Annotated in this window: 7 protein-coding genes; 6 read left to right on the forward strand and 1 reads right to left on the reverse strand. The window is 49.8% G+C overall.

The genetic code is table 11. From position 1 onward, the window contains the following. The first annotated feature begins 8 nt into the window (after positions 1-8). The gene (locus ACO0LC_RS08675) at positions 9-794 is read left to right on the forward strand and encodes a LytR/AlgR family response regulator transcription factor (RefSeq protein ID WP_423002256.1); all 786 of its coding nucleotides are present in this window, start codon (positions 9-11) and stop codon (positions 792-794) included. A gap of 37 nt (positions 795-831) precedes the next feature. Here the strand turns inward: ACO0LC_RS08675 and ACO0LC_RS08680 are convergent, their stop codons facing one another. Further along, entirely contained in the window at positions 832-978 is a 147-nt protein-coding gene (locus ACO0LC_RS08680) for a hypothetical protein (protein ID WP_423002257.1), read from the reverse strand. A 110-nt stretch (positions 979-1,088) separates the two neighbouring features. On the opposite strand from ACO0LC_RS08680, the gene ACO0LC_RS08685 reads away from it, so the two are divergent. The 5 genes from ACO0LC_RS08685 to ACO0LC_RS08705 all read left to right on the forward strand — a co-directional run bounded on the left by ACO0LC_RS08685 (position 1,089) and on the right by ACO0LC_RS08705 (position 13,940). After that, positions 1,089-4,187, forward strand: coding sequence for a TonB-dependent receptor (locus ACO0LC_RS08685; RefSeq protein WP_423002258.1), 3,099 nt, complete (start codon positions 1,089-1,091; stop codon positions 4,185-4,187). 254 nt (positions 4,188-4,441) lie between these two features. Next, on the forward strand, positions 4,442-6,550 hold the full coding sequence (locus ACO0LC_RS08690; protein ID WP_423002259.1) for an EAL domain-containing protein: 2,109 nt from the start codon (positions 4,442-4,444) through the stop codon (positions 6,548-6,550). A 5-nt stretch (positions 6,551-6,555) separates the two neighbouring features. Next, entirely contained in the window at positions 6,556-9,933 is a 3,378-nt protein-coding gene (locus ACO0LC_RS08695) for a PAS domain S-box protein (RefSeq protein ID WP_423002260.1), read from the forward strand. A gap of 180 nt (positions 9,934-10,113) precedes the next feature. Beyond that, a complete protein-coding gene (locus ACO0LC_RS08700; RefSeq protein ID WP_423002261.1) occupies positions 10,114-13,029 on the forward strand; it encodes an HD domain-containing phosphohydrolase in 2,916 nt (971 codons plus the stop codon). 269 nt (positions 13,030-13,298) lie between these two features. Further along, positions 13,299-13,940, forward strand: coding sequence for a hypothetical protein (locus tag ACO0LC_RS08705; protein WP_423002262.1), 642 nt, complete (start codon positions 13,299-13,301; stop codon positions 13,938-13,940). Positions 13,941-14,025 lie beyond the last annotated feature (85 nt).

Raw genomic sequence — 14,025 nt, forward strand, 5'->3', positions numbered from 1 at the left:
AAGAAAACATGAGCCTCAAAAAAGTCTTGCTGGTAGATGATGAGTTACCTGCGCTAATCAATATGCAATATGTCTTGTCAGGCAATCCTGACTGGCAACTGGTAGGGAGCTGCCATTCGACAGCGCTGGCCAAAGAATTCATGCAAAAAACCAACATTGATCTGATCTTGCTGGACATAGAAATGCCGGAACAAAATGGCCTGGAGTTCGCCCGCGAAATCTGCACCCTGCCCAATACCCCATTGATCGTCTTCATTACCGCATACGACCAGCATGCTGTCAGCGCGTTTGACGTATTTGCCCTTGATTATCTGCTCAAACCCTATGATGACGAAAGATTTAATCTGATGCTGCAGAGAGCTTTGCAACAATTGAATCTGAAACAGACAGCATTGAATTCGACAGCGATACAAGATTATCTGCAAGACCGGGCAGCTTTTGATGAAGGCAAGCGCAGCCCTGAACTGCAGCAACTTATCATCAAATCCATAGGCAATACAGAACGCATTAATATTGATGAAGTGATTTGGCTTAGTACTGCCGCCAATTATGTAGAAGTCCATCTCAACAAGCGCGTCGTCCTGCATCGCGCCACTATCACGGCTATGGAAACACGCTTGCCAGAGCATCAATTCATACGAGTGCACAGAACAGCCATAGTACGCTGTGATGCGATCGCCAATTTGAAAATAAATACTGATGGCAGCCATCAAATAGATTTAAGCAACGGGGATGTGGTCAGGGTCAGCGAAAGTTATCTGAAAAATTTGAAGAAATTATTTACTACTATTTGATGCAAAATTTTTCTGATCGCGCTTTGCATTTTTTTAGTTAAATCCCCCATCCCAAAGCACTCGCAAAAAACAACACATCAGCCCGTTTCATCCCTGCTTTATCCCGATTCGTCACGCTGCAATTTCCCCCATCACCTGGCAATTCCAACTCATCCCTAGTCGATAGTTGAGGTATTTCTTTCATGGCAAAGTCTCTTTCACACCGACCTGCCGTTTGTTTTTTTAATGTCGAAACATAGGCAAGCATCATCGGGATAGTCACTTTCGCGTTCAATGAAAACTTTAGGAAATTACATGCAAAAACGAAATCATGTATTCAGAAAAACACTGGTTGCCCACGCACTGACACTGGCATTTGGTACAGCTGCATTGACAATGGCATTTGCCCCCGCCGTGCATGCGCAATCAAATGCTGCCGGTACAGTTTATGGCAAAGTCGCGCCTGGCTCTGCCAGTAATGTCGTGATAAAAAATACAGAAACAAATCTGACACGCACTGTGAGTATAGACGCATCGGGCAAATTCCAGGCCACTGCCTTACCCATTGGCCACTATCGTGCCAGCTTGCTTAAAGACAGTAACACACTGTCCAGTGTAGAACTTGATGTGCTGGCTGGACAGGGTGTGGAAGCAGCCTTCAACCTTGACGGCTCCGGCGTTCAGTCGGTGACAGTGGCAGCCACGCGCACCCGCATAGACGTATCAAATGCAACAAATGGTGCCACCTTCACCGCGAAGGAGTTGGACAAGTTACCTATCGCGAAAAATGTCAATGCCATCATACAACTTGCGCCCAATACTACGCGCAGCGACCCAACTTATGCTGGCGGCGCAGCTTTCGCAGGTGGTGGTGCGTCTGAAAATGCCTACTACATTAATGGTATGGTGGTGACCAATCCCCTGACGCAATTGGGAGCTTCTGAATTGCCATTTGGTGCGATCTCTCAGGCACAGGTTTTGGTGGGTGGTTTTGGTGCTGAATTCGGCCGATCTGTTGGTGGCATCGTCAACATCACTACCCGCAGCGGCACCAATAACTGGGAAACAGGTATCTCAAGCACTTATACACCAAATTCGCTGCGCGCCAAGCGGCTTGACTACTATTACCCTGTCATTGGAGCCAGTAATACCAAGGCAACCGATGGCCTTACGCGATTGAATCGTGCAGAAAATACTTACAATGAAAAACAACTTGGTGCCTATGTAGGCGGTCCTATTATCCGAGATAAATTATTCATGTTTATTGCGGCCGAAGGAACACGTTCCGACAATGGTGTAGTCAGTAAAGAAAGAACAGCATCATCGCTTGCGTCCAATGGATGGCGCGATCAAAATAACGAAATCAATCGTTACTATGGCAAACTGGACTGGAATATCAATGACGACCACCGCCTGGAATTCACCGTCATTGGTGACAAGACCAAGCATGACAATAGCTATTATTCATATGACTATGCAACACGTACACGTGGCGCAGTCGCCAAATTGACCGAGCATATAGAGCTCGATCCCGATGCCAATCTTGGCGACAATGGTAGCGATGTGCAAATCCTACGCTATGTCGGCAATATCACCGACAACCTGACCATCACCGCCTTGTATGGTCAAAGCAAGGCCAAGCATGTCTATCAACCGGTTGGCTACAATGCCAATTTGTTCGCAGTCACTGCGGATACCAATAGCCGTGTACCGGGCTTGAATTACAATTCATCTCAAAGCTTGCTTGGTAATTTGAATTACGATGGATCTACCGACTCCATCAAATCCACAAGGCTTGATATCGAATACAAGCTCGGCAAGCATCTGGTACGTGCTGGTCTGGATAACAATTCTGCTGATTCCCTCAATGCAGGTGTATACAGTGCCGGTGGAGGCACCTGGAGTTATTTGCGCACGACAACCCCGGATTTACCTATAAACGCTACTGGCGGTGTGATCCCGGCCCTGACACCATATGGCGGATATGCAGCCCAGGGTTATTATGTGCAAAAAGGATTGTATTCCACAGTATCAAACGCATATACACAACAATCTGCTCAATACATTGAAGACAGATTCCAGATTACCAAAGACATTTTGTTGAACTTTGGTTTGCGTAACGAGCAGTTTTCCAATTCGAATCAGGACAAGGTCAAATTTGTCGATATGAAAAACCAGTTGGCGCCGCGTTTTAGCGCTGCCTGGGACGTGAATGGCGATTCATCGTTGAAGCTGTTTGGTAGTGCCGGTCGCTATATGGTGCAGATGCCATCTGTCATTGCCTTGCGCCAAGCTAATGGTTCGCTCAACACGAATCAGTATTACGCATATACTGGAACAGATGCAAATGGCTTGCCTACCGGCTTGACACAATTGACCAATCCCCTGTCTGGCAATAGCGAATTTGGTCAGGCAAAAGATCCAAAATCCATCACTGCCACCAACCTGAAACCCATGTATCAGGATGAGTTAACATTGGGCTTTGAAAAGGCCTTTTCGCAAAACCTGAATTTTGGTGCCAAGATTACCTATCGCACCCTGCGTTCATCCATTGATGACTTCAGCGATCCACGCGTGTTTGAAGATTGGGCCAAACGCAATAATGTGCCGATTGGTGATAACTGGTCATTTTCAGGAGCGGCTTTCAATCCGGGCGAAGACAATGACTTCCTGATAGATTTCAAAGGTGGCAAGGGGTATTCTGCAGTTCATCTGACAGCGGCAAACATAGGTATGGAAAAAGTCAAGCGTGTCTACAAGGCACTGGACCTGTTTGCTGAGCATCCTTATCGCAATGGCTGGTACGGCAAAGTTAACTACACCTGGTCACGCAGTGAAGGAAATACCGAAGGCCAGACCCTCTCTGATACTGCGACCGGACAAGCCGACGTGGCAACCACGCAAACCTGGGATTACAAGGAATTGATGTACTACGCCAGCGGAAGATTGCCAAATGACCGTACTCATCAGTTAAAAGCTTTTGGCTACTATGACCTGACACCAGAATTGACTATCGGTGGTAACTTGCTGATCGCTGCTGGCCGTCCAACCAATTGCAAAGGTGGCTTCCCCAATCCTGATCCGCGTGCAGTGGCATATGGTATCAACTACAACTCGGCAACATTCTATTGCTATGGTGCGACAGTCAACCAGAATGTCCCGTCACCACGCGGTACAGTTGGCAATCTCGAATGGGATAGAAATCTGGACGTAAACCTGGTTTACAAACCGCAGCTAGTCAAGGGGCTGGTATTAAAAGTAGATGTCTTCAATGTATTTAATGCACAAACTGTGCAAAAAATTGAAGAGCGCTATAACAACAACAATGTATTACGTAACACTTACGGCGGAGTGCTAAGCATGACAGCGCCACGTAGTGTACGTTTGGGAGCGGAATACAACTACAAGTTCTGATGCCTTCTTTTTAATTTTCAACTTTTCCTTTGCGCCTTTGCAGCAATTCTGCATAAACAGAACTGCTGCAAACTTCATACGCCCGGCTTGCCGGGCGTTTTTTTGTTTACCGTCAGCCCCACAATGGTATTGCTCTTGTTGTTGATAGTGCATTAACATGAGAGTCATGTATGTTATCCAGGCTCCTGCAAGGGGCTGGACAACTGAAGACAGCAACGCCCCCCCCCTTTTACAGACTTTGATCTGACCTGAATATGCCGAATAGTCTTAATCGCCTGACCCATTTCCTGCGCTTGCGCCGCATAGGTGTACGGCTGGCGCTTAGCTATGGCTTGCTACTGGTGTTATTCAGCATTGTTCTTTTGTTGCCAATTTCACAAATTCGCAAAATGACGAGTTTGAGCGAGAAATTTGCCCGCAAAGAAGTACAAAGTCTCTTGTATGTACAAGAACTCAGTGTCTCGACAGAAAATGTAGGCCGGGCACTGTTGCAATTCCTGACTGTACCGTATGAACAACGGGTGCCTGAATACGCCATCGTCGATGAAAAAAATCGCCAGATTGACCGCCTTATCACTGCACTGGAAGCATCACTTAGTGATGACGAGCAATTAAAAAACCTGAAAATCCTCCAGGAAAAACGCCGGATTTATAACAAGCACTATCTGGATACAGTCAATCAACTGGAAGAAGAAGGCCAGGAAGCCGCCAAGGCAAGTTTTATCAAACAAGTCAAACCGGCACTGGATGCCTTACTGGATCAGTCAAAAAACTTCCTGCAGCGCGAACAGGAATTGATACTGACTCACCAGGCACAAGCACAGCATGAACTGGAACAAACCGGCATGCTGGTCGCCATGTTATCCATATTCGGGGTCATCATGGCGGCGGTACTGGCCTGGCTGACTACCCGCAGCGTCGTCAGGCCGCTGGCAAGACTGGAAGCCAGCGCCTTGCAAATTGCCAGGGGAGACTATCAAACCCGCTTTATCCCAAGCAAAACTGAAGAAGTGGCACGGGTGGGCGAAGCCTTGAATACCATGGCCGAAGCCATAGGTGTACGTGAACAGACGGTAGAGCGTCTGGCTTATTACGACAGCCTGACAGAATTACCTAACCGAACCCTGCTGCTGAAAACCCACGAGGGCAAGGATTTGCCACATCAGGGCTTTATCCTGATGGACCTGGCACGCCTGAAAGTCATCAATGAAACCCTGGGTTTTGATACGGGTGACACCGTTATTTCCGATATAGCACTGCGTCTGAAGACAGTGATCAGCAGCGATACCAGCACAACCAAGCCCTGGCTGGCCAGACTGGCAGGCGGTGCTTTTGCCATACTCTGCACAGATAGTTCAAAAACCAGTATTGAAGACTTGCATCAACGCATCGATGCAGCCATGGCCCCTCCCGTAAAATGTGGTCTTCATTCCGTCGATGTCAGCCTGGTCTATGGCTTTGCCATCACGGCAGCCACACCCATGCCCTTGATGACCCTGATCAGGAATGCCGAAGTTGCCCTGTATGCGGCCAAGCGTAGTGCCAGTGCATCAGCCTGGTATAGCGATGCGCAAGAAGCTTCACGTTTGACACATCTGAGCCTGTTGTCGGACTTGCGCTCTGCTGTCCGCGGTGCTGAACTGCAGATGTGGCTGCAACCCAAACTTCGCCTGGATACCAGCAAGGCCTATGGCTTTGAAGCCCTGGTGCGCTGGCAACATCCTACCCGTGGTTTTATCTCTCCGGCTGAGTTCGTGCCTTTTGCCGAGCGCACAGGCTATATCAATCTGCTAACCATGTGGATGCTGGAGCAAGCCATCGTTACGCTAAAGAACTGGCAAGGCAAATACCCAACCCAGACCATCGCCGTCAATGTCAGCACCCATGATTTGCGCGACGCCAGTTTTCCCGACCAGATTTCTACGCTGTTGCGTCAATATGAACTCAACCCAAAACTGCTGAAACTGGAGATTACCGAGAGTGGCATCATGGAAGATCCGGGCAGCACCATAGAATTGCTGAATCGCCTGCGTGCCATAGGCCTGGAATTGTCGATTGATGATTTTGGCACCGGTTACTCTTCCCTGTCCTACCTGCAACGCCTGCCCGTCAGTGAACTCAAGATAGACCGCAGCTTTGTCACTGATATCGACAAGCAGCCAGCCACCCAGGGCCTGGTCAAAGCCATCATAGAAATGGGCCATGGTCTGGGCCTGAGTGTGATTGCCGAAGGCATAGAAACCGCTGCCGAACGCGAAAGCCTGCGCCAGCTCGGCTGTGATTCCATGCAAGGTTATTTCGCCAGCAAGCCGTTGTATGGTGAAGGTTTGCAAAAATGGCTGGCCAGCCTGTCGACTGACTAGCATTTATGCAAGCACCTGCGTTTCCCACTGATGAAGCCCTGCGCCTGCAAACCCTGATTGCCTGCGCCATACTTGACACGCCCACAGAAGAACGTTTTGATCGCCTGACACGGTTGGCACGCCGCTTGTTTCAGACGCCAATTGCCCTGATCTCGCTGATAGACAGTGAACGCCAGTGGTTCAAATCCAGGCAAGGCCTGGACGCCACAGAGACGGCCAGGGATATCTCATTTTGTGGCCATGCCATACTCAGCCCGGATGTCTTGTACATCCCCGATGCCAGCCTGGATACCCGCTTTGCAGATAATCCTCTGGTTGCCAACGCTCCGCATATACGCTTTTATGCTGGTGCCCCTCTCAGGGCAAGCAATGGCCAGCACCTGGGTACCCTTTGCATTATTGATACACAAGCACGCACGCTGGCTGCTGCCGATCTGGCCACCTTGCGCGACCTGGCAGATTGTGTAGAGCGTGAATTTTCCCGTGAAGAACAGCAAAGGCAACACCATGCCCTGCTGGCCTTAACCGCCATCACCTCTCTTTCTTATCAAGATCCGGATTCTGCACTACAACAAAGCATGTCCATGGCCTGTGATTACCTGGGCATGACTTGTGGCCAGATCAGTCGCTTGCAAAACAATAGGAAAGAAATACTGTTATATCAGTCCGGCAATAGCTTGCATGCTACGCAGGAGCAAGCAGGCCAGGCTACACTCTGTCACTTGCCAGAGACAGCAACGGGCTTGATACAGATAGCCAATCTGGCTGACAGTGAATATCGTCATTGCCACCATCTGCAAACCGATGTGCAAAGCCTGATAGGATTGCGCCTGCATATCCACGCCAAAGACGATGCTGCACTATGCATCTGGCATACAGAAGCCAGGGTATTTCCTTTTTCCGAGGTGGAAACGGATTTTGTGCGTCTGCTGGCCGACTGGATCAGCGGCGTCATGAAGCGGCAGGAGCTGGACCGGCAATTACAAAGGCAGCGTGCCCTCAGTGATGCCATTGCCATGGCCCAAGCCTTGTTCATACGCGAAACCGGTCAGGAAAAAGGTTTTGTATCTCTGCTGGCTGCGATCCTGAAACTCACGGAGAGTGCCTATGGGTTCATTTGCGAAGTCAAGAACAAAAACGCCAGCGCCCAAGCCCTGAAAAGTATGATGCTGGCCTGGAATACTGCAACAGACCACATCAGCAGTCTGAACCTGGAAGCAGAGGCAAGGGATGCTGCCTGCCAGCAGTTGAAATCCCGCTATGGTCATGCATTCAAGGCTGCCCTGCCAGTGATAGACAATGACCTCACGACAGAGGCACTGAATCAGGTTTTCCCGGCACATTTAGAAACCTTGCATAGCTTCCTGTGCATACCCGTGCAATATGATGGTGAGCTGATTGCCCTGGTCGGCATTGCCAACAAAGCCGATGGGTACGATCAGCAGATCTGCGATTTTTTAAGTCCCTTATTCAGCACCCTGGGCCAGTTAATCAGTGCCGCCCGCGTGCAAAAACAAAGACGGGAAACTGAACGACAATTAGCCAATGTCATCAAGGGCACCAATATAGGCACCTGGGAATGCAATATCCTCACCGGCGAAACCATCTACAACGAACGCTGGGCCGAGATGCTGGGTTACACCCTGGCAGAGCTGGAGCCCACCACCGTCGATACCTGGCTCAAACTATGCCACCCGGAAGACTTGCAAATCACCAGCGGCATGATAGAGCAGCACTTCCGCGGTGAGATCGAATATTTTGATCTCAAGAGCCGTATGCGCCATAAGGATGGTCACTGGATCTGGATACATGACCGCGGCTGCGTCGTCAGTTGGGGGCCGAATGGGGAACCGCTCATCATGTCGGGCAGCCATGCTGACATCACCAGGCAAAAAGAAGCCGAAGCCGAGCTTGAACATACCTACGAATTACTGGAAAAATCCAATGCCGCGGCCCGTATCGGCACCTGGGGGCTGGAAATAAAAAGCCGCAAGCTGCAATGGAGCAAAGTCACCAAAGAAATACATGAAGTCGATGATGACTTCAGTTGTGGCGTCGACGAAGCCGTAGCCTTTTACAAAGGGGTGGAAAATCAGCAAAGGATACGTGAGTTATTTGTCCGTGCAGTGCGTGAAGGAATGTCTTTTGATACTGAATTCTGTATTCTTAGCGCAAAAGGCAATGAGCGCTGGGTACACGTCATCGGCTTCCCTCAATTCGAAGACAATGTTTGCGTGCGCGTCTACGGTACTTTCCAGGACATCAGTGAAAGAAGAGCCACTGCAGAAAACCTGCGTGACCAGGCCGCCCATACCAGTGCGATACTCGACAATGTCCTTGATGGCATCATTACCTTCGATGAAGACAATCATATTCTCAGTGTCAACAATGCCGCGATACATATCTTTGACTTTACTGCCGATGAATTGCTGGGCAAGAGCATATTGCAATTGATCCCCTACTCCAGCTACTCTGCGCCCGACAATATCACACCCGGCATACAAGACATCATAGGCATAAGCCGTGAAGTGGAAGCCAGGCGCAAGGATGGTGAGCTGTTCCCGCTGGACTTGTCAGTCTCCACCGTCAGGCGTCAGGGCAAGCCTCTGTACATCGCCCTCATGCGTGATATTACCGAACGCAAGCGCACAGAAAAAATCAAGAACGAATTCATCTCCACGGTCAGCCATGAATTGCGCACGCCACTGACATCGATTTCCGGTGCGCTGGGTTTGATTTCTGGTGGTGTGTTTGGCAGCTATTCTGAACGCATGAAACAGATGATAGACGTTGCCAATAAAAACTGCCAGCGCCTGACTTTCCTCATCAATGACTTGCTGGACATGGAAAAACTCACTGCGGGTAAAATGGTATTTCGCCTGGAAGCCAGCGACCTCAGTGACTTGCTGCAACAAGCGGTAGAAGCCAATCAAACCTTTGGCACCCTACGTGGTGTCAGCCTGCGTTTATCAAAAAATATCCCGGCAATCAGCATCTCGGTCGATACCCAGCGCTTCATGCAAGTCTTGTCGAATTTGCTGTCGAATGCCATCAAATATTCACCAGAGAATGATGCGGTGGAAATTGAGGCAGAGCAAAGAGGAAAAAAAATACGCATCTGCGTCATCGACCATGGCGTCGGTATCCCGCATGAATTCCGCGAGCGCATCTTCCAGAAATTCGCCCAGGCCGATTCTTCCGACACCCGCCAGAATGGTGGCACCGGGCTGGGCCTGGCCATCACACGCGAACTAGTAGAGAGAATGGGGGGCAGTATCGGTTTTGAATCCACCCCAGGCCTGGCGACCAGGTTTCATGTTGATTTGCCGGTTTCTTCAGGTGATTTAATACTACACGCGGCACGACCAGGTTCTACCCTCTAGATCCAACTAGCCTTTTTCCGCCTGCCAGCATCCTGCACCAGGCAAATGGTTGAAGATTTATTTTATGTATAGGCAAATAAATCACTACCATAGTTCTTGCTTTTTAGATATTCTCACTTCACTACCTATAATGCTTCATTTCTCCCACGGCTACACCCACCTCATCAGGCGGACCAGGCAATGCGCGCGACCAAAAATGTTCATTTCCACATCTACATCTCCTATTTCTTTACTGGCCTGATCCTGATCTTTGCGCTTGCCATGGGCACTGTGCTCTTCATGCGCATGAGTAAAATCATCCTGTCCCAGGCAAATAGCAGTTATTCCTTGATAGGTAATGAAGTTGCCAGCAATGTCAAAGACATTTATGAGCCGGTAAAAAACCAGACAGAGATACTGGCGCAATCCCATCCCATCGCGGGCAAGAACCTCGATGAACGCCTGACCCATGTCAACTATCTTGCCAAGGCCATCATCAGCGTCAAATCTGCCACTTCTGCTTACGTTGGTTATGCCGATGGTGAGTTTTTTTTATTGCGGCAGTTCGCCAAGTCCAATGGCGGCAAAGAGGTATTCAAGGCACCCGACAAGACTGCATGGATAGTGCAAAGCACCAGCATGGATGCAGGCAAGATGCTGGAACACATTGTTTATCTGGATGACAGGCTCAATGAGATCAGTCGCCAGCACTTACCTTTGCGTAATTACGATCCACGCCTGCGTGGCTGGTATGAAACCGCCATGAAAGACCCCGGTCAAGCCCATGTATCAGAACCCTATTATTTCTTCACCACTGGCCAGATCGGTGTCACTTACGCACAAAAAATAGTCCATGCAGATGCAGTCGTCGGCATAGATATAGAAATGCCCACCATCCATGAAACCATCAGGAATAGCAGCGTCACCCCGTCAACCATGATGGCCCTGATAGATCGCAAGGGTCAGTTGCTGGCCTGGCAAAATGGCAGGCAGCCAGCCTATAAGCCGCAAATCACCACGCGCCTGGATGGCACACAAAGCATGCCCACGCTGGCAGAGCAAGATACGCCCGTACTCAATGCAATACTCGAGCTGGGCAAGCTCGATGGCAATAGTAGTCAGACGCTGGATGTGATGGAGAAAACCTGGTCTACCTATCAGGGCAATATACAAATCCCCGGTGGCCAGGATTTGCGCATCCTGATTGCCAGCCCGCATGATGAATTGCTGGCAGGCGTCATCAAGATGCGCAGGCAAAGCATCGCCCTGTTCATGCTCTTGCTACTGATAGGCTTGAGCGTGACCATTTATTTTTCCAGGCTGGCCTCCATGCCGCTGAAACAACTCAATGCAGAAGCCAGCAAGATAGCCCGTTTCGACTTCAGAAGCCCGGTCAATATCCAGTCACGCATCAAGGAAATTGCTGATCTCAGTAATTCAATGCGCGGGATGAAAGCCACCATACGCTCCTTCCTTGATATCGCCAGCAGCCTGGCATCCGAAACCAATTACGATAAATTGCTGGCGCGGGTACTCAAAGAAATGTCGGAAATCACCGAAGCCAAATCCGGCATGTTATATCTCTACCAGCCACAAGACCAGACCATGCAGGTAGTGCAAGCCTACGCAGACCATGAGGTGCTGGAAGCTGCCACCCAATGCATCAGTATGACGGATGAAGACCATCCCGTCATACTGGCTTGCAAGTCCCGCAGCAGTATCTGCCAGTTGCAGCCAGCAGACCTGGCACGCTACTTCAGCACCCTGCCTGCCACCGACCACATTACTACCCTCATCGCCATCCCTTTAAAGGATAGAAACAATACCCTGGTTGGCGCAATCGCCCTGGTGATAGACGATGCTGCCATCGATCCTGGCAGGCAAGCCATGGCCGAAGCCGTCTCTGGCGCGGCCGCAATAGCCATAGAAAACCAGCGCCTGATACAGGAACAGAAGACCCTGCTGGAAGCCTTCATACAACTGATTGCCAGCGCCATCGACGCCAAAAGCCCCTACACCGGCGGCCATTGCCAGCGCGTGCCCGTACTGACCAAGTTATTGGCCCAGGCCGCCTGCAAGGAAACAACAGGCCCGTTTGCAGGCTTCCAGCTCACAGAGACAGAATGGGAAGAACTGCACATCGCCGCCTGGCTGCATGACTGCGGCAAAGTCACCACACCAGAATATATCGTCGATAAAGCCACCAAGCTCGAAACCCTGTACGACCGCATCCATGAAATTCGCATGCGTTTTGAAGTGCTGAAACGCGATGCAGAAATCAGTTATTGGAAAGCAGTTGCAGAAACGCCAGATCAGCAAGCAAAACTCAAAACTGAACTCGACAAAACCCTGGCAGAACTCGATGAAGAATTCAACTTCATCGCCACCTGCAATGAAGGCGGTGAATTCATAGCCTCTGACAAAATCGCCCGCATCAAGCAAATTGCAGAACGCAGCTGGAATCGCACTCTGTCAGACCGCATCGGTATCTCGCACGATGAAAAAGAACGTAAAGACCGCGCACCAGAACCAGCATTACCCGTACAAGAGCAGCTACTGAGTGACAAGGCAGAACATATCTTCAGCAGAGCAGAACGTGACAATGTCAGGCCAGACAACCCCTGGGGTTTCAAGGTCAAGGTGCCTGAGCACCTGTACAACCGCGGTGAAGTGTATAACCTCACCGTAGCTCGCGGCACCCTGTCAGAAGAAGAACGCTACAAGATCAATGAACACATGATACAAACCATCATGATGCTGGAAAAACTCCCCTTCCCGCGCCACCTCGCTAAAGTGCCGGAGATTGCCGGTGGTCATCATGAAAAAATGGATGGCACAGGCTACCCCAAACGCCTGATGGCAGCCGACATGAGCATACCCGCCCGCATGATGGCCATAGCAGACATCTTCGAAGCCCTGACCGCCACCGACCGCCCCTACAAGAAAGGCAAAACACTATCAGAAGCCATCAAGATCATGGGATTCATGAAAAAAGACCAGCACATAGACCCGGAGCTGTTTGCGCTATTCCTGCGTTCCGGGGTATATCTGGAATATGGCAAGATGTTCATGCGACCCGAACAGATAGATGCAGTGGATGTTAATGCTTACCTGTGACCTGATGCTCCACATCTGCCAGGCTGACATTTGAGCAGTTTTCTTCAGCACTATCATACTGCCCTCTTTTTTTATTGCTGCAAGCCATAAAAAAGAGGGCAACATCAACATCTCATAAACAATTCGTTTCCTCGATGAAACTTTTAATACCCCACTTAGTCCAAGCACCTGGATACCGGGTGGGTCTCACGTGGCATCCAAAAACAAAATGAACAACATTCATTTGGCAATATCAACCCCTACTTAAAAGAAAACAAAAGAGAAAAAGCATGAATGCAGATTTAATGCAAAGACTGGCCGATTGCGAGCAATCCAACAAACGTATGAAAAAACTGTTCTGGTTGCAAGCACTGATCTTGCTATCCGTTGTTGCCTGGTTCACTGCCAAGCCAACTCAAGCCCAGGCGCCAGAAAGCGGTATTATCAAAGCCAAAGAAATTGTCATCGTCGATAACAAGGGTATAGTTCGCGCCCGCCTTGGTGGCAACCTGCCTGATGCCGTCATGGATGGCAAGGTCACACCGCGCGGCAGCAATGCGGCTGGCCTGTTGATCTTTGATGAAGAAGGCACAGAACGCGGCGGCTACGTCACCCAGGACAATGGCAGCAACGCCATGATCACGCTCGATAGCAAGCACAAGCAACTGGCTTTATTCGTCGCCGGGCCAGAAGGTGAAGCCAGCGCCCTGCGGCTCTGGAACAAAGACAACAGCATAGAATTGCGCTCTGACACCAACGGTTCACGCATGAGTGTATCCGACCAGAACGGTGTCAAACTGCAACTGCCGGAAATCAAACCACTGAATGAATCCACCTGTAAATATTTTGCTGATCTCGAGAAAAAATATCCGGGAAAAAACATCTGCCGCAACAAGTACAGCAAAGAAGCCTGCGACCCCTGCATGCAGTAAACACCCAGGCTGAATGAAAACAGGCAAGAGCTTCCTCATACATATGAAGAGGCCCTTGCTGTTTCATACAAGCAGGCTTATCGCT

The sequence above is a fragment of the Undibacterium sp. JH2W genome, from assembly GCF_049340425.1.
Classification (GTDB): Bacteria; Pseudomonadota; Gammaproteobacteria; order Burkholderiales; family Burkholderiaceae_D; genus Undibacterium.

Coding starts and splice junctions, on each gene's coding strand:
- ACO0LC_RS08675 (WP_423002256.1), top strand. CDS start 9: ATGAGCCTCAAAAAAGTCTTGCTGGTAGATGATGAGTTACCTGCGCTA.
- ACO0LC_RS08705 (WP_423002262.1), top strand. CDS start 13,299: ATGAATGCAGATTTAATGCAAAGACTGGCCGATTGCGAGCAATCCAAC.
- ACO0LC_RS08685 (WP_423002258.1), top strand. CDS start 1,089: ATGCAAAAACGAAATCATGTATTCAGAAAAACACTGGTTGCCCACGCA.
- ACO0LC_RS08700 (WP_423002261.1), top strand. CDS start 10,114: ATGCGCGCGACCAAAAATGTTCATTTCCACATCTACATCTCCTATTTC.
- ACO0LC_RS08680 (WP_423002257.1), bottom strand. CDS start 978: ATGAAAGAAATACCTCAACTATCGACTAGGGATGAGTTGGAATTGCCA.
- ACO0LC_RS08690 (WP_423002259.1), top strand. CDS start 4,442: ATGCCGAATAGTCTTAATCGCCTGACCCATTTCCTGCGCTTGCGCCGC.
- ACO0LC_RS08695 (WP_423002260.1), top strand. CDS start 6,556: ATGCAAGCACCTGCGTTTCCCACTGATGAAGCCCTGCGCCTGCAAACC.